Below are 16,474 nucleotides of genomic sequence, written 5' to 3'. Positions count from 1 at the left end.
CAATTTCCCCTGAATGGCACCGAATTTCTCAGCTCTGTGGCAATGCATCCGGTTCATCGCCCGGTTGTCGCATTACACGTTTCACTTCCTGCACTTCACTGCCGTCCTGATTATGCAGATACACCTCCAGCTGATTGAACGCGATATTAATGCCGTTTTCGCGGCAAAGCTTATCAATGCTGCGGTTAAGTTCATCCACGGTATAACTGCGATCCCCCAGCTCACGCACATACACTCGCAGTTCGTGATCGAGCGTGCTGGCTCCGAAATTCAGGAAGAACACCAATGGCGCGGGGTCACTCATCACACGGGCATTTTCATGCGCCGCCTGCAATAAGATCTCTTTCACTTTGTCGAGATCGGAACCATACGCCACACCGAGTTTGATCAACACGCGGGTGACGGTGTCGCTCAACGACCAGTTGATCAGCCGCTCGGTCACAAACGCTTTATTCGGGATGATTACTTCTTTGCGGTCGAAATCGATAATCGTAGTCGCACGGATACGAATGCGGCTGACGGTGCCTGAGAATGTCCCGATGGTCACGGTATCGCCAATACGCACCGGGCGTTCGAAGAGAATGATCAGCCCTGAAACAAAGTTCGCGAAGATCTCCTGCAAACCAAAGCCCAGCCCCACCGACAGCGCGGCCACCAGCCATTGCAATTTATCCCACGAGACGCCGAGCGATCCGAGCGCTGTCACTGCGCCAATCACCGTAATCGAATAGGTCAGAATGGTCGTAATGGCGTAGGACGTCCCCTGCCGCAATTGCAGCCGCGACAACACGACAACCTCAAGCAATCCCGGCAAATTTCGCGTTAATACATACGCCACAATCACCGCGAGGAAACCGAGCAGGAAATTCCCCAGCGTCACCGTTTGCTGAATGACCGCGCCCGCCACCGTGCTGGAGTAATGCCACAAGGTAATGCTGTCCAGATACGAAATCACCGTCAGCAAATCCGACCAAATCCAGTAAAACACTGTCGCGAAGATAAAGAACAGGCCCATCGTGGTCAGGCGTAATGACTGCTGGTTGATCTGATCCAACCCGATCTGCGGCTCTTCGACCGGCTCGTTGCCCTCCGCGCCATCTTTCGCTGCGATGGTCTGGCGACGCGCCAGCGCTCGGCGATAAGCCAGGCGCCGCGCGGCAACACTGAGTCCGCGCAATGCCGCAAGATAGGCAATGTTCCAGAAAATCAGCAGATACAGGCTGTCAATCCAGCGACCTGCCAGTCGCAACGTGGTGTAAAAATACCCGCTGACCACCAATCCGACGAAGAAAATCGGTGCCAGGGCAATCGCCGTCACCACCACCAGCCGAATACTGTGCGAATCTTTTTCACGCCAGCCATCGCGCGCAATCGGGAAAACCAGAACAGTCAGGGCTAGCATCGTCAGGAAAATCACGACCTGACCGATGATGTCATCCACCAGCCCGAGCGGCGCTTTCTCACCGCGTACCGACCAGAAAATCAGCGGTAACATCACCAGACTCAGACGAATGACAGAACGACGATAGTGAGCACAAGTGGCCGCCGGCGTATTGAAGTGCCGTTCATTTATGCCGCCCGGTTTGAGAATTCGATAACAAAAGCCCATCACCAGCTGGAAAACCGCCAACCGTTGCGCCAGTGTCCAGAAGAAATCACTCGGCTCGATATCACACACTGAAAGCCAGTAGCCGATGCCGAGCATCAGCAGGACGCCGGGCAAAACATTCAGCGCCATTAATGCCAGCGCCTGCGGCGTATGCAATTGGCTGTCCCGCTTGAGCTGTCCGACATCATTGCTCAACATTTCAATCCGCTGGTTAATATATTTCCTGCGCCACAGCAGCAACAAAATTACGGTTAACAGCGGAATGGTCACCGGCAGGGAATGCAGTGCACCCAGCATCAGCTCACCCGGCGGAATACTGACATGCAGGCTGCTCAGCTGATTTTTCACTTCATCTGGCAATGACTTGATGAACTCCCAGTTCATCGGTTTATTGCTGCTCACCCAAAAAATTTGCTGGGTCAGCGTTTCGGTCAGCGACTGGTTGATGCTCAGCAATTGTTGCTGGTTAATCTGCAAACTGATGGCCAGCGACAGCTGATTACCGAGCTGTTTATTCAGTTGATCAAGTAGCTCACGTCGCATGTCGACAATCTGATCCAGTGCATCACTGATATCGCCGTTAATCGTCTCTTTGCTGTTGGCCACTACGCCCTGAATGTAGCTGTCGCCCTGGAATAAGGCATCACGCTGCTGATTGATCTTGAACTGTTCGAGACGCAGATCGGCAATGTGCGTGCTCATGTCCGTTATCAGGCCGGAAGGCGGGATGGTATTTTGTTGTTGCTGATATAAAATGCGCGACAGCAATAAACTGCCCTTCAGTACAGTGATTTGCTCTTTGAGGTCATGCTCAGCCTGCGCCGAACGGTCGAGCCAGTTTTTCACCGTGATGTTTTTCTGCACCAGTTGGTTGCCCTCTTCCGTGGCGGCAATCAGGCGTTCACTGAGCTGGCGGTTAATCCCCAGTTCCTGCGCAACAAGCGGATCATTTTGGATGTCCGAGGTGTCGTCCGGGGTCTGTGCTTCTTTTGCCGTGCGTTCAGACAAAATCAGCCGTTTTCCGTTGACCACTTCCTGCAACAGCTGCGCGGTATGTTCCAGCTGGCTGATGTGCGCATTGGTGTAATCGCGTTGTTTTTGCAGTAAATCCTGTAACGTAGTGTTGGCCTCGAGGCTCTTACGTTGCAGATCAATCTGCGCAGTCAGCAAAGCCTGCTGCGTCACGAGCATATTTTGCTGAGTAGTTCGTAAATCTTGCTGACCAGGCGACATGCCATTGAGCTGATTGCGGATTTTCTGGATAGCCAGCGAATAGGTGTACATCGCGTTCTGCACGCGTTCCGGCTGGGTTTGCAGGGAAATCAGCTGGGTATTGAATGTGGATAAATCTTCCTGAGAAGACTGAAGATCATCGAGGGTATCGTTAAGACGATTTTCCAGCTGACGCAGCGATAAAGCGCCAAGTTGCGCTTTGTTGACGTCATCTTTGGGGTTGTTTTTGATTTGCTCGAGGCCATCCATCGCCACCCGTAATTTCTGCGGTGCTTCTGCGACCTGTTTTTGCAGCTGATTAACTTCCTGTTTCACCCGATCGAGCGCATCAAGGTATTCCAGCGTGTGGATCAAATCCTGTTGCGATAGCTTATCGACCGGCGTCAGGTTTTTTTGGCGATTTAACGCATCAAGCTGGTTTTGAACTTCATTACGGCCCAGAATATCATTACTGGCAGCATGACCGGGGAAGGAGAAAAGAAACAATGCAACGCATATCACAAACGTAAAAAAACCTGCCATTCCCTTTTTTTTCAGGAGAGAAATTACGTCAGAAGCGGCGGCCAGAAACCAGATAAACATACGTCGGTGTCAACTCATACCAAATGAATAATAGGTGATGACAATAGCAGCGTTCACGATGAAAGGAAGGAGAAAAGCGTATCTGAATACAACATCAGTGTGTTTATTTTGTCGCCAAAATGGAGAACAGATTTGCAGGCTTATTAATACAGCGGAAAGCAGTAAGACGTTATTTTATCATGGTAAGAAAGGATGAGTGGCGGAGCATATCTATATACGTATCCACAAACCTTCCGGCATTGCCTTCTAAATCAAAGCTTTCAGGAATAAATAACCAGTTTTCCATTAAACCGGAGAGATAGGCGCGTAAAATAACGGCGGCCTGGCGGGTATCGAGATTGGCCGGGAGTTGCTTTTCTTCAATGCAGCGTACGAGAATACGCTCAATTTTACCGTATCCTTCCATATAGAGCGCTTTGCGCGCTTCATGAACCGATGTCATCTCCCCAACAAATTCACATTTATGGAATATAATCTCCATCAATGCTTTACGCTGGCTATCTGTGACGGTGGCGACCAGTATGTAAATAAGGATTTCGCGCAAAATACGCAGTGGATTATTCGGAAACTTTGTCTGATACTCTACTTCGAGCACTTTTATCCGGGATTCATAAGCTTCCCAGATCGCGTTAAACAGTTCCACTTTGTTCCTGAAATGCCAATAAATTGCGCCCCGCGTCACACCGGCTGCATTTGCAATATCAGTCAGTGATGTCGACGATACTCCACGGGCAGAAAATTCACGCACAGCAGCATCCAGAATCTGTTGTCTGGTTTCCAGTGCCTGTGATTTGGTTTTTCGTGCCATAGGTTTATCTTTATGGGGAGTTTGATTTACATACATTCTTGAATGTATGTAACATAGCACGCACATACTAAAAGCGCAGCAATGGATTTGGGATGTTGTGATCCATTGGACAATTTGAAATCGGACACTTGAGGTTTATTTATGAACAAAAACAGAGGGTTAACGCCTCTGGCGGTAGTTCTGATGCTATCCGGAAGCTTAGCACTTACAGGATGTAACGATAAAGAAGCTCAGCAAGGTGCGCCACAGGCTCCGCAGGTTGGCGTCGTTACCCTGAAAACTGAACCGCTTAATGTGACTACCGAACTTCCTGGTCGTACTGCTGCTTTTCGCATTGCTGAAGTGCGCCCGCAGGTTAACGGTATCATTCTCAAACGTAACTTCGTTGAAGGTAGCGACATCAAAGCCGGTACCTCCTTATATCAAATTGATCCTGCCACTTATCAGGCCGCGTATGACAGCGCTAAAGGCGATCTGGTAAAAGCTCAGGCGAATGCACAAATTTCCCGTCTTACCGTGACACGTTACAAGCCTCTGCTCGGTACCAGTTACATCAGCAAGCAAGATTACGATACGGCTGTCGCAACTGCGGCACAGGCTGATGCTGCAGTAGTCAGTGCGAAAGCAGCCGTTGAGTCTGCACGCATCAATCTCGCTTACACCAAAGTGACCTCCCCGATCAGCGGACGTATCGGTAAATCGTCTGTGACAGAAGGTGCACTGGTGTCTAACGGCCAGGCCACTGCGCTGGCAACCGTGCAACAGCTCGACCCTATCTACGTTGACGTAACACAGTCCAGCAATGATTTCCTGCGTCTGAAACAGGAACTGGCTGACGGTTCACTGAAACAGGCTGACGGTAAAGCGCAAGTCAAACTGCTGATGGATAACGGTAAAGAATATTCACAGCCGGGTACATTAGAATTCTCTGATGTGACTGTTGATGAAACCACCGGTTCCATTACTTTACGAGCCATCTTCCCGAATCCAAATGATTCCCTGCTGCCGGGTATGTTTGTGCGCGCACGTCTTGATGAAGGTGTTAACAACAACGCACTGCTGGTTCCGCAGCAAGGTATCACCCGTAACCCACGTGGTGATGCAACAGCGATGGTTATCGGCGCTGACAATAAAGTTGAACTTCGTACTGTGACCACAACACAAGCTATTGGCGACAAATGGGTTGTTACCGACGGTTTAAAAAGTGGCGATAAAGTTATCGTGACAGGACTGCAAAAAATTAAGCCAGGCGTACAGGTTACTGCACAGGAAGTCGATCAAAACGCAGCAGCGCCCGCTACAGCGACGAAGTCTTAATAGGAGCCGGTAATTCATGGCTAAGTTTTTTATAGATCGTCCCATCTTTGCATGGGTGATCGCCATCATAATCATGTTGGCGGGGGGATTGGCAATTCTTAAATTGCCAATTGCGCAGTATCCAACCGTTGCGCCACCGGCTATCCAGCTGACCGCAACCTATCCGGGCGCGGATGCGCAAACGGTACAGGATACCGTTACTCAGGTTATTGAACAGAACATGAACGGTATCGACAACATGATGTACATGTCGTCGACCAGTGATTCATCCGGTACTGTTCAGATTACCCTGACCTTTGCTTCAGGTACTGACGCGGATATCGCACAGGTACAGGTTCAGAACAAACTGCAGCTCGCAACGCCGTTGCTGCCGCAGGAAGTTCAGCAACAGGGTATCTCCGTTGAGAAATCGAGCAGCAGCTTCCTGATGGTGGCCGGTTTTATTTCCAACAATGGTTCAATGACTCAGGATGACATCGCCGACTACGTCGGTTCCAACGTCAAGGATCCTATCAGCCGTACCGCCGGTGTGGGTGACGTTCAGCTGTTTGGTGCTCAGTACGCGATGCGTATCTGGATGGATCCGAACAAACTGAACAACTTCCAGCTGACGCCGGTGGACGTGATTAACGCCATCAAAGTTCAGAACAACCAGATTGCAGCCGGTCAGTTGGGTGGTACGCCACCGGTTCCGGGCCAGCAGTTGAACTCCTCTATCGTGGCCCAGACCCGTCTGAAGTCACCGGATGAATTCGGCAAAATCATTCTGAAAGTGAATCAGGATGGTTCTCAGGTTCGCCTGAAAGATGTGGCTAAAATCGAACTCGGTGGTGAAAACTACGACGTTATTGCCCGTTTTAACGGACAACCTGCGTCAGGTTTGGGTATCAAACTGGCAACGGGTGCGAACGCCCTGAACACCGCAGCGTCAGTAAAAGCCACGCTGGCTAAACTTGAACCGTTCTTCCCGGCTGGCTTAGAAGTTGTTTACCCATACGACACTACGCCGTTCGTAAAAATCTCGATTAAAGAAGTCGGTAAAACGCTGTTCGAGGCCATCGTCCTGGTATTCCTGGTGATGTTCCTGTTCCTGCAAAACTTCCGCGCAACCCTGATCCCAACGATCGCGGTTCCTGTGGTCTTGCTGGGCACCTTTGCAATCCTGGCGGCATTCGGTTATTCGATAAACACCCTGACGATGTTCGGGATGGTGCTCGCGATAGGCTTGCTCGTCGATGACGCCATCGTCGTCGTCGAGAACGTCGAACGCGTCATGGTCGAAGAGGGGCTGCCGCCTAAAGAAGCCACCAAAAAATCCATGGAGCAAATCCAGGGTGCATTGGTCGGTATCGCGATGGTGCTGTCCGCAGTATTCATTCCGATGGCCTTCTTCGGCGGTTCAACCGGTGTTATCTACCGTCAGTTCTCCATCACCATCGTTTCTGCCATGGTGCTGTCGGTTCTGGTGGCGATGATCCTGACGCCTGCGCTTTGTGCGACCATGCTTAAGCCGGTTGCCAAAGGCGAGCATCACGAGAAGAAAGGTTTCTTCGGCTGGTTTAACAAGAAATTCGAGCAAAGTACGCACCACTACACCGACAGCGTAGGCAACATTCTGCGCAGCACCGGTCGTTATCTGGTGATTTATCTGTTGATCGTTGTCGGCATGGCATTCCTGTTTATCCGCCTGCCAACCTCCTTCCTGCCGGAAGAAGACCAGGGTGTATTCCTGACCATGGCGCAATTGCCAGCAGGTGCAACCCAGGAACGTACGCAGAAAGTGCTCGATGAAGTTACCGATTACTATCTGAACAAAGAAAAAGCTAACGTGAACTCGGTGTTTACGGTTAACGGCTTTGGCTTCGCAGGTCGTGGTCAGAATACCGGTATCGCGTTCGTCAGTCTGAAAGACTGGTCTGAGCGTAGCGGCGCTGAAAACAAGGTTCCTGCGATTGCAGGCCGTGCAATGGGTGCGTTCAGTACCATTAAAGATGCACTGGTGTTCCCGTTCAACTTACCCGCGATTGTTGAGTTGGGTACGGCGACAGGCTTCGACTTCCAGCTGATTGACCAGGCTAACCTTGGGCATGACAAACTGACACAAGCACGTAACCAGTTGCTGGGCATGGTGGCTCAACATCCTGACTTGCTGACTCAGGTTCGTCCGAACGGTCTGGAAGATACACCACAGTACAAAATCGAGATTGATCAGGAAAAAGCAACGGCACTTGGCGTTTCAATTTCCGACATCAACACCACATTGGGTGCCTCGGTTGGTGGTAGCTACGTCAACGACTTCATCGATCGTGGTCGTGTGAAGAAAGTGTACGTTCAGGCTGAAAATAAATACCGTATGTTGCCATCAGACATCAACAATCTGTATGTCCGTGGCAGCGCAGGCCAGATGGTGCCGTTCTCCGCGTTCTCAAGTGCGAAATGGGAATACGGCTCACCGCGTCTGGAACGTTATAACGGCCTGCCATCAATGGAAATTCTGGGTCAGCCAGCTCCGGGTAAAAGTTCGGGTGCTGCCATGGCGATGATGGAGTCTCTGGCTTCTAAACTGCCAAACGGTATCGGCTATGACTGGACTGGCCTGTCTTATCAGGAACGTTTGTCAGGTAACCAGGCCCCGGCCTTGTACGCTATCTCCCTGATCGTCGTCTTCCTGTGTCTGGCAGCGTTGTACGAAAGCTGGTCAATACCGTTCTCGGTTATGCTGGTGGTTCCGCTCGGTGTTGTCGGTGCACTTATTGCAGCTACGATGCGCGGTTTGAGCAACGACGTATACTTCCAGGTGGGTCTGCTGACCACTATCGGGCTGTCTGCGAAGAACGCCATATTGATTGTTGAATTCGCCAAAGACCTGATGGATAAAGAAGGCAAAGGTCTTATCGAATCAACGCTTGAAGCGGTTCGTATGCGTCTGCGCCCGATCCTGATGACATCGCTGGCGTTCATCCTTGGTGTTATGCCGCTGGTTATCAGTTCCGGTGCAGGTTCCGGCTCACAGAACGCTGTAGGTACCGGCGTAATGGGCGGGATGATCACGGCGACCCTGCTGGCGATCTTCTTTGTTCCGGTCTTCTTCGTGGTGGTTCGTCGCCGCTTTGGTAAGAAGAACGAGGATATCGAACATACGCACAAAGTAGAGCATCCGACGCTGTAACCGGATCTCCCATCTAAACGAAAGGCCGCTTATGCGGCCTTTTTTTTCGCCTGAGACTTGAACCGGAAAAAGGATGAGTGCATAATTAATGTTATAGTATAACATAACACTTAGAGGCATTATGAAACCCACTATCCATCCTGCGTACCGCACCGTGGTTTTTCACGACACCAGTGCTGACGAATACTTCAAAGTTGGCTCGACTATCTCGACGGACCGCACCATTGAACTGGAAGGGGCTACCTACCCGTATATCAGCATTGAAGTGTCTTCAGCCTCTCACCCTTACTACACCGGTAAGCAGAAAGAGTATTCCAAAGAAGGCAGTACCGCGCGCTTTAACCAACGCTTCGGCAGCTTCCTCGGTAAGAAATAAATGACATCAGGGAAATCGTTATGCAGGTTCTGAGTTCATTACGTTCAGCGAAAAATCGTCATCCGGATTGCCGCGTAGTCCGCCGCAAAGGCAGGGTTTATGTGATTTGCAAAAGCAATCCACGTTTTAAAGCCGTACAAGGTAAGAAGAAAAAGCGTTAACACCTCGTCTTCTCATTCCTTCTGTACTAAAAACAAAAGCCCCGTCGCTTGCCCGACAGGGCTTTTTCTTATGCTAAGACATGATGTAAAGCTCCCCACAGCATAGCCGTGAGGAGCGAAGATCTTATTTCATGCTGGCGACAATCGTCTCAACGTTATGCTTAAACGCTTTCACGTAAGTTGTCGCTGGTCCTTTCGGGCCGGACAATGCTTCAGGGTACAACTCCCCCCCTGGCTCAGCACCGCTGGCTGCTGCTATCTGTTTAACCAGACGCGGGTCGGTCTGATTTTCGATGAAGTAAGTTTTCACCTTCTCTGCTTTAATCTGCTTAATCAGAGAAGCCACACCACTGGCACTTGCTTCAGCTTCCGTAGAAAAACCAACGGGCGCCATAAAGCTGACGTGATATTCCTGACCAAAATAGCCGAAGGCATCATGGCTGGTCAGCACTTTACGTTTCGACTGTGGGATACCGGTAAATTCAGTTTTTGCCCACGCATCCAGCTTTTGCAATTGTTCAATATAAGCAGTGCCGCGCTGACGGAAATAATCCGCATCTTCTGGATCCACTTTGATCAGCGCATTCATCACGTTAGTGGCATAAATCACGCCATTCGCCATACTGTTCCATGCGTGAGGATCGGTGATTTGCTTACCGTCTTCTTCCATTTTGCGGGAATTTACGCCTTCCGATGCTGTTACCAGATGACCTTTATAACCCGATGCAGTCACCAGGCGATCGATCCACCCTTCCAGGCCCAGACCGCTGACAAAGACAACATCAGACGCATTGATGGCTTTGCTGTCTTTAGGTGAAGGTTCGAAGCTATGCGGGTCACCGTCCGGTCCGACTAACGTCGTGACTTTCACATGCTCCCCCCCCACTTCCTGAACGATATCTCCAAGAATTGAAAAGCTGGCTACCGCATTGACGGTTTTAGCCATCGCCAGCGGACTCGACAGCAGGGCAGCTACTGCGAGTGATACAGGTAATAATTTCATCATGTCCCCTTAATTGTGGTACTGCTTATTAACGTATTGCTGCTTAACTTCGCGAGGCGGTTAACATGCCGCCCCGCTTTCCGAATAAAACCGAAATGAAGAAGATCACTGTCGCACTCAGCACTATCGCGGGCCCGGCGGGCAACGAAGCATAATAAGACCAGATGAGTCCTACAACGCTGGCAATCACACCAATAATCATCGCGCTCAGTAAGGTATGAGGCAGGTCGCGAGCCCAGAAACGGGCACTGGCGGCAGGCAACATCATCAGCCCGACAGACATCAGAGTGCCGAGGATCTGGAAACCCGCCACCAGATTGATCACTACCAGCGCCAGAAACATTCCATGGATAGCTGCCAGCCATTTTCCGGCGCTGACGCGCAGAAATAGCGAATCAAATGACTCAATGACCAGTGCACGGTAAATGCATGCCAAGACCAGTAAAGAAAGACTGGCGATAATACCGACCATAATCATGGCAGATGAATCGATGGCAAGAATTGAGCCAAACAGCACATGTAAAAGATCCACGCTCGAACCGCGCAGGGAAACCAGCGTGACCCCAAGTGCCAGAGAGCCAAGATAGAAACCGGCAAAACTGGCGTCTTCTTTCAATTGTGTACGACGACTCACCAGCCCGGACAGCATCGCAACAGCCAGGCCTGCGATAAAACCACCAATCCCCATGGCGACCAGCGACATCCCCGAGATCAGATAGCCAATCGCTGCGCCGGGTAAAACAGCATGCGAAAGTGCATCACCCACCAGACTCATCCGGCGTAATAACAGGAAAACGCCCAATGGCGTGGCGCTGATTGATAATGCGATGCAGGCAATCAAAGCGCGCCGCATGAAACCGAATTCAATGAAAGGATCGGCAAGCAGATGAAAAAGCATCATGAATTTGCGACTCCCGTCGTCAGGGAGAAAGGTTCTGTCGAAATGCAGGCATGCGCCTGATGAGGAAAATGCCCGAGGACATCCTGTGCGCTTCCCCATAAATTCTGCTGTCCACTGAGGTAAAGCACGTGCGGAAAGTGTCGTGCAACCATCGAAATATCATGCAAAACCGCGATGACAGTTTTTCCTTCCTGATGCCATTGCGCGATGACTTTTAACAGTAAATCGATGGTTTGAGTGTCGATACCTGTGAACGGTTCATCAAGCATAATGAGGGGTGCCTGTTGCACCAGTAAGCGGGCAAACAGCGTACGTTGCAATTGCCCGCCAGAAAGCGATCCTACGGGCAGATGCGACATTTCCGTCATCCCCACCGTCTCCAGCGCCTTATCGACGGCTATCGCAGACTGTTGGTTTATGCCACCGAATAACCCGCTTTGCGGCCAGCATCCCATCGCGACCAGATCAAACACGCTGATAGGGAAACTGCGATCCAGCTCAGCCTGCTGTGGCAAATACGCCAGTCGGGGGCGTTTCCCGCCCGTGAAAGTTATATTCCCTGCCACAGCCTGCTGCAAACCGGCTAATGTTTTGAGAAAGGTGGATTTCCCGGCACCGTTGGCACCAATGACAGCTGTCAGGGAACCCGGACAAAACTGTCCGTTAAGGGGCATGGCCACCGCCTGACGGTCATACCCCACTTCGAGGTCATTAACAAAAATCATGGTAGTGAAATTGCCCAGTAAATAGCTGCCCATAACAAAGCGAGCACAGCCAGTACAGCGACGCAGCGTACCGGCGAAGAAAGTGTAAAGAGTGTTTTTGTCATACCCCCTCCAAAAAGTTATAATATAACATCACAATAGGGTATGAGTATCAATACATGAACTGTTTCAGTTTTTTACGGCAGAAGGGATAGCAGGCCGTTTTTGAGAGAACACGGATCTTAACTGTTAAAAAAGAGTAAAAATTGATGAATGAGTTGTAATTTGCACTACAATCAAAAAGTTATGGAATTTTGGTTTGGAAATTTTTTTCTCTGCCCAAAACACATCCTGATGAAAATATGCGATAATGAAGGGATATGTGCTTAAGAGGTAAATGCCTTTGAAGAAATTGATCCATTGTGATATTAATGGGAATATTCTTACGGTTGATGAGTTACAACAGATTATTGAACCTGCTTTGTCTGAAATTGAAGAGTCCTTAATTGGAGATTTAACTTATTTTTCAGAAAATGCACGTTATGAAACAAATTCTTTGCAGATCGTGTCAATAACACAAATTGGCAAAAACTATTATTCAATGACTTACCAGTTCAAATGGACGATTTTCAATGGTTGTCTGGACATTAATGCTGATGAGTTAACGAAGCAAAGCGTCAGATTCTGGGTTAAACCTGACGGATTGGAGTTTGATATTATTGAGTCCTTCAAAGGCTCAACGGCTGAAGAATTGTAAGTTTGAGTAATACGTTTGCACAGCTTTCTAAAAATGAATTATATTTAAAATACCGGCTGTATATTAAATCCTTTAAACCTCATCCCGAACACTGTTCATTGTGATTGTCTTTGATGTTTAAGCCAGTTCATAGCGTTTTAGTGAGAGCCGTTTCCTGTAAGCCATTAAGTTTTGTTGTTTACTCACAGAGTGTTATCAACACCGAATAAACCATTACGGAGGGGATGATATGGATGAGTACTCGCCTAAGCGGCACGATATCGCTCAGTTACGCTACCTGAATGAAATGCTGTATGATGAAGGGATTGCGACACTGGGTGACAGTCATCATGGTTGGGTTAACGATCCGACTTCGGCTGTTAACTTGCAGCTCAATGAACTGATTGAGCACATTGCATCCTTTGTGATGAGTTTTAAAATTAAGTATCCAGACGATAACCATTTAAGTGATCTGGTTGAAGAGTATCTGGATGATACCTACACGCTGTTCAGTAATTATGGAATTAACGATTCTGATTTACGCCAATGGCAAAAGACCAAGAAGCGGTTATTCAGAATGTTCTCAGGGGACTACATCTGTACCCTAATGAAGACTTGAGTAATAATTTATATGCAGTCATCAGATAAAAATCAAAAGGCTAAGATGAACAAAATCGACTATTTGATGCGTTTACGAAAATGCACCACTATCGATACACTTGAACGTGTTATTGAAAAAAATAAGTACGAACTTTCCGACGACGAGCTGGAATTGTTTTACTCGGCAGCTGACCATCGTTTAGCGGAGCTAACGATGAACAAGTTGTACGATAAAATCCCGGTATCAGTGTGGAAATTTGTACGCTGATCTATAAAGCCAGGCCGGAATATCCCCCGGTCTGGCTGGTTAATATTTAACCATATTATCGTTAATATTATTTAACTATATCTTTGAGTTAAGTTTTTCTACTTTCTCTTTGATCTGCCGATGAAATGTTTGCAACAGAAACTGAAAACATTGTTCCGTTTTAGGTGAACGCAATGGTGCGGGTTTGCGCATCATCGCCACTGTTCTGCTTAATGTGGGCTGCTGCAAGTGAATCACTGTTAATTCATTATCGTTAAGTGTTGCAGTATATAACTCTGGTAATATTGCTAATGCCAGACGCGAACGCACCAGTCCATATAACGTCTCCTGAAAATCTACGCGATAACTCACCCGTAAATTCAAACGATGACTCTCACTCAGTGATGTCACCAGCCTGCTAACATTCCCCTTTGAGAACAAGGCAATATCTCTTTTCAGCAGTTGTCGCCAGGGAATATTGTGATCCTGAGAAAGCGGATCGTCGCGTCTGATAACCGCCACAAAAGGATCTTCCAGCAGTGGATAAACAGCTATGGATTCCGGCACTGTACTGTCTGTTGCACCGATACCAAAATCCACTGATCCGTTCTCCAGTTCCAGTAATAATGCATCGTTTGTCAGGTCATGAAATTCCACACGCATATCAGGGAAATATTCCGCCAGTAATTGTGGAACGACCGGAAATAACAATGTACTCACCGAAGGTACTAATCCAATGCGTAATGTGCCATCCCCGCCCTGACGCATAATTTGCTGCATATCATCGAAAACACTAAGCGCGGTATTCAATAAACGTTCTGCATATGGCAGAACAGCCTCACCCTGTTCAGTCAGACTCACACCTTGTGCCGTCCGGTTGAGTAGTTTGCCCCCTAATACCGATTCAATTTGCCGAAGCGCACTGCTCAGCGCGGGCTGACTGATCGCCAGACGATTCGCCGTATCGGTGAAACTGCGCAGTTGTGCCAGCGTCACAAAGTATTGAATTTGCTTGAGGGAAAGGGCAGGTAACCGGCGCCAGGGTTCAGACATATGAGCAGCTATTCCGCGAAAAATAGAAAACGTTTGCTCAGCATAACCGTATCTTATAAACGGATAAAATAATTCATCTGTGCAAAGCCCCCCCTGCTCCCTACATTAGCCTCACCATTGTTTAAATCCGGACACTGATATGACCGACGGCATCACCTCCCAGCCCCTGCGCCAGCGGGCCATAAACGCAGCACTGGGGAATATCCCTTTCGACCGTCTGCTGATTAATGCCCGTGTTATCGACATGGTCACAGGGGAAATTCGCGAAGCCGATGTCGGCATCACCGGCAATATGATTGCCAGCGTTCATTCACGCGGCAAATTCACGCAGACTGAAAACGTTGATGATTTATCAGGAAATTACCTCTCTCCCGGCCTTATCGACACGCACGTTCACATCGAAAGCTCTCATTTGCCACCCGAAAAATACGCCGAAATCGTCGTCGCTCAGGGCACAACAACGGTGTTTTGGGATCCGCATGAACTGGCGAATGTGCTGGGCGTTGCCGGGGTGCAGTACGCCATCCAGTCCAGCCGTAATCTGCCATTACGCGTGATATGCGCTGCGCCTTCCAGCGTGCCGTCAACACCGGGCTTAGAGATGTCCGGTGCGGATTTCACAGGCCAGGAAATGCAGACAATGCTTAGCTGGCCGGAAATTGCAGGTGTCGCCGAAGTGATGGATATGCATGGCGTGCTCAATGGCAGCGGGCGAATGCTGGAAATCCTCGAAGCCGGACTAAACAGCGGAAAGCTGATTGAAGGCCACGCACGCGGCCTCAAAGATGAACAATTGCAGGCGTATCTTGCCGCAGGTGTGACGTCAGATCACGAACTGACCTCGGCTGATGATGCCCTGGAAAAGCTGCGTGCCGGTCTGACGCTGCAAATTCGCGGCTCACATCCTTATCTTCTGCCCGATATCGCAGCCGCTTTGCTCGCACTTCCCCATCTTTCATCACAAATAACATTGTGTACTGACGACGTACCGCCCGATCATCTGCTGGAAAAAGGCGGGCTGATCGCCTTAATCAAGCTCCTGATTTCCTACGGATTACGTGCAGAAGATGTACTACGCATGGCGACGTTGAATGCCGCTATTCGCATGCAACGTTCTGATTTAGGGCTGATTGCCGCAGGCCGCACGGCTGATCTTATCGCGTTTGACTCGCTGGAAAATCTTCTTCCGCTTGCAGTATATGTCGGCGGAACCTGTGTAGCTCAGCAAGGCAAGCTGCTGTTTACCCCTGCCGCCGCGCGCGGAGTGGTTCCACCACGAGACACCATGCGCTTAACGCCGCTGAACGCCGCTGATTTCAGGCTAAAAATTCCGGGGCTGAACAACGGCAAAGCGCGTCTGCGCAATATTAAAGGCGCACGCTTTACACAATGGAGTGAAGTAACCGTGAATGTGCGGGATGGTGCCGTACAGATACCCGACGGCTTCAGCCTGATTTGGGTTCAGCACCGCCATGGCCGCCACGACGCCACACCGAAAATGGCATTACTTGAAGGCTGGGGAGCATTGCGCGGTGCCATCGCGACCTCTTACTCTCACGACGCCCATAATCTGGTGATTATCGGCCGGGATCCTGTCGACATGATGATAGCGGCCAATCAGCTGATCGCCAGCGGCGGCGGTATGGCGTTGAGCCAGCATGGCAAGTTGCTGGCCAATATCGATATGCCGATTGCCGGAATGCTGTCTGATTTACCGGCCACGGAACTGGCGAAGCAGTTTAAAAACCTGCGCGACCTCAGTGCACAGGTCGCAGACTGGGAACCGCCTTATCGCGTTTTCAAAGCTATCGAAGGAACGTGCTTAGCCTGTAATGCAGGCCCACATCTGACTGATTTAGGGCTGACAGATGGCGGTTCACGGGAAATCGTCAACCCGGTTCTGGAAATCTGGCCAGAAGAAATCTGAAGCATTCTCAAAACCACCAGACGTAAAAAGATAGCAAACACAACATTA

General features: G+C 49.6%; 14 protein-coding genes. 8 read left to right on the top strand and 6 right to left on the bottom strand.

Annotated elements, in window-relative coordinates:
• Positions 1-28: 28 nt before the first annotated feature.
• Both mscK and acrR read right to left on the bottom strand, forming a co-directional pair.
• Complete coding sequence (gene mscK, locus DXU84_RS00665) at positions 29-3,424, bottom strand: mechanosensitive channel MscK (RefSeq protein ID WP_153374583.1); 3,396 nt, start codon at positions 3,422-3,424, stop codon at positions 29-31.
• 169 nt (positions 3,425-3,593) lie between these two features.
• On the bottom strand, positions 3,594-4,232 hold the full coding sequence (gene acrR, locus DXU84_RS00660; protein WP_013576607.1) for a multidrug efflux transporter transcriptional repressor AcrR: 639 nt from the start codon (positions 4,230-4,232) through the stop codon (positions 3,594-3,596).
• A gap of 141 nt (positions 4,233-4,373) precedes the next feature.
• Between acrR and DXU84_RS00655 the strand changes: the two genes are divergently transcribed.
• From DXU84_RS00655 to ykgO, 4 genes are all read left to right on the top strand, one after another.
• On the top strand, positions 4,374-5,549 hold the full coding sequence (locus DXU84_RS00655; protein ID WP_013576608.1) for an efflux RND transporter periplasmic adaptor subunit: 1,176 nt from the start codon (positions 4,374-4,376) through the stop codon (positions 5,547-5,549).
• A 16-nt stretch (positions 5,550-5,565) separates the two neighbouring features.
• Positions 5,566-8,718, top strand: coding sequence for a multidrug efflux RND transporter permease subunit AcrB (acrB, locus tag DXU84_RS00650; protein ID WP_013576609.1), 3,153 nt, complete (start codon positions 5,566-5,568; stop codon positions 8,716-8,718).
• Positions 8,719-8,839: 121 nt separating this feature from the next.
• Positions 8,840-9,094, top strand: coding sequence for a type B 50S ribosomal protein L31 (locus DXU84_RS00645; protein WP_013576610.1), 255 nt, complete (start codon positions 8,840-8,842; stop codon positions 9,092-9,094).
• Positions 9,095-9,114: 20 nt separating this feature from the next.
• Entirely contained in the window at positions 9,115-9,255 is a 141-nt protein-coding gene (gene ykgO / locus DXU84_RS00640; protein WP_013576611.1) for a type B 50S ribosomal protein L36, read from the top strand.
• A 124-nt stretch (positions 9,256-9,379) separates the two neighbouring features.
• Here ykgO and DXU84_RS00635 read toward each other — a convergent pair whose 3' ends face one another.
• From DXU84_RS00635 to DXU84_RS00625, 3 genes are read right to left on the bottom strand one after another with little or no spacing between them, the layout of a single operon-like run.
• A complete protein-coding gene (locus DXU84_RS00635; protein ID WP_013576612.1) occupies positions 9,380-10,258 on the bottom strand; it encodes a metal ABC transporter substrate-binding protein in 879 nt (292 codons plus the stop codon).
• A 43-nt stretch (positions 10,259-10,301) separates the two neighbouring features.
• Positions 10,302-11,159 (bottom strand): metal ABC transporter permease, encoded by an 858-nt coding sequence (locus tag DXU84_RS00630; protein WP_013576613.1) that lies wholly within the window; start codon positions 11,157-11,159, stop codon positions 10,302-10,304.
• On the bottom strand, positions 11,156-11,884 hold the full coding sequence (locus DXU84_RS00625) for a metal ABC transporter ATP-binding protein (protein ID WP_173362112.1): 729 nt from the start codon (positions 11,882-11,884) through the stop codon (positions 11,156-11,158). Before DXU84_RS00625 ends, DXU84_RS00630 begins: the two co-directional genes overlap by 4 nt.
• A 376-nt stretch (positions 11,885-12,260) precedes the next feature.
• Between DXU84_RS00625 and DXU84_RS00620 the strand changes: the two genes are divergently transcribed.
• The 3 genes from DXU84_RS00620 to DXU84_RS00610 all read left to right on the top strand — a co-directional run bounded on the left by DXU84_RS00620 (position 12,261) and on the right by DXU84_RS00610 (position 13,467).
• Positions 12,261-12,620: a hypothetical protein gene (locus DXU84_RS00620; RefSeq protein ID WP_015690306.1), complete on the top strand. Its 360-nt coding sequence runs from the start codon at positions 12,261-12,263 to the stop codon at positions 12,618-12,620.
• A gap of 229 nt (positions 12,621-12,849) precedes the next feature.
• Positions 12,850-13,218: an Hha toxicity modulator TomB gene (tomB, locus tag DXU84_RS00615; RefSeq protein ID WP_013576616.1), complete on the top strand. Its 369-nt coding sequence runs from the start codon at positions 12,850-12,852 to the stop codon at positions 13,216-13,218.
• 45 nt (positions 13,219-13,263) lie between these two features.
• Positions 13,264-13,467, top strand: a complete 204-nt coding sequence (locus tag DXU84_RS00610) for an HHA domain-containing protein (protein WP_013576617.1) — start codon at positions 13,264-13,266, stop codon at positions 13,465-13,467.
• 75 nt (positions 13,468-13,542) lie between these two features.
• Here the strand turns inward: DXU84_RS00610 and DXU84_RS00605 are convergent, their stop codons facing one another.
• Positions 13,543-14,499 (bottom strand): LysR family transcriptional regulator, encoded by a 957-nt coding sequence (locus DXU84_RS00605; protein WP_013576618.1) that lies wholly within the window; start codon positions 14,497-14,499, stop codon positions 13,543-13,545.
• 139 nt (positions 14,500-14,638) lie between these two features.
• On the opposite strand from DXU84_RS00605, the gene DXU84_RS00600 reads away from it, so the two are divergent.
• Complete coding sequence (locus DXU84_RS00600) at positions 14,639-16,426, top strand: adenine deaminase (RefSeq protein ID WP_153374581.1); 1,788 nt, start codon at positions 14,639-14,641, stop codon at positions 16,424-16,426.
• The last annotated feature ends 48 nt before the right edge of the window (positions 16,427-16,474 follow it).

Origin of the sequence: Rahnella sp. RcJ3, from assembly GCF_009498575.1 — a bacterium.
In the GTDB taxonomy this organism is placed as follows: Bacteria; Pseudomonadota; Gammaproteobacteria; order Enterobacterales; family Enterobacteriaceae; genus Rahnella; species Rahnella aceris.
Note: the sequence above shows the minus strand (reverse complement) of the source record. Positions and strands in the feature narration are given on the sequence as shown.

Bases quoted from the DNA above. Each gene is read 5' to 3' on its own strand.
- mscK (WP_153374583.1), bottom strand. From the start codon at position 3,424: ATGTTTATCTGGTTTCTGGCCGCCGCTTCTGACGTAATTTCTCTCCTG.
- acrR (WP_013576607.1), bottom strand. From the start codon at position 4,232: ATGGCACGAAAAACCAAATCACAGGCACTGGAAACCAGACAACAGATT.
- DXU84_RS00655 (WP_013576608.1), top strand. From the start codon at position 4,374: ATGAACAAAAACAGAGGGTTAACGCCTCTGGCGGTAGTTCTGATGCTA.
- acrB (WP_013576609.1), top strand. From the start codon at position 5,566: ATGGCTAAGTTTTTTATAGATCGTCCCATCTTTGCATGGGTGATCGCC.
- DXU84_RS00645 (WP_013576610.1), top strand. From the start codon at position 8,840: ATGAAACCCACTATCCATCCTGCGTACCGCACCGTGGTTTTTCACGAC.
- ykgO (WP_013576611.1), top strand. From the start codon at position 9,115: ATGCAGGTTCTGAGTTCATTACGTTCAGCGAAAAATCGTCATCCGGAT.
- DXU84_RS00635 (WP_013576612.1), bottom strand. From the start codon at position 10,258: ATGAAATTATTACCTGTATCACTCGCAGTAGCTGCCCTGCTGTCGAGT.
- DXU84_RS00630 (WP_013576613.1), bottom strand. From the start codon at position 11,159: ATGATGCTTTTTCATCTGCTTGCCGATCCTTTCATTGAATTCGGTTTC.
- DXU84_RS00625 (WP_173362112.1), bottom strand. From the start codon at position 11,884: ATGATTTTTGTTAATGACCTCGAAGTGGGGTATGACCGTCAGGCGGTG.
- DXU84_RS00620 (WP_015690306.1), top strand. From the start codon at position 12,261: ATGCCTTTGAAGAAATTGATCCATTGTGATATTAATGGGAATATTCTT.
- tomB (WP_013576616.1), top strand. From the start codon at position 12,850: ATGGATGAGTACTCGCCTAAGCGGCACGATATCGCTCAGTTACGCTAC.
- DXU84_RS00610 (WP_013576617.1), top strand. From the start codon at position 13,264: ATGAACAAAATCGACTATTTGATGCGTTTACGAAAATGCACCACTATC.
- DXU84_RS00605 (WP_013576618.1), bottom strand. From the start codon at position 14,499: ATGTCTGAACCCTGGCGCCGGTTACCTGCCCTTTCCCTCAAGCAAATT.
- DXU84_RS00600 (WP_153374581.1), top strand. From the start codon at position 14,639: ATGACCGACGGCATCACCTCCCAGCCCCTGCGCCAGCGGGCCATAAAC.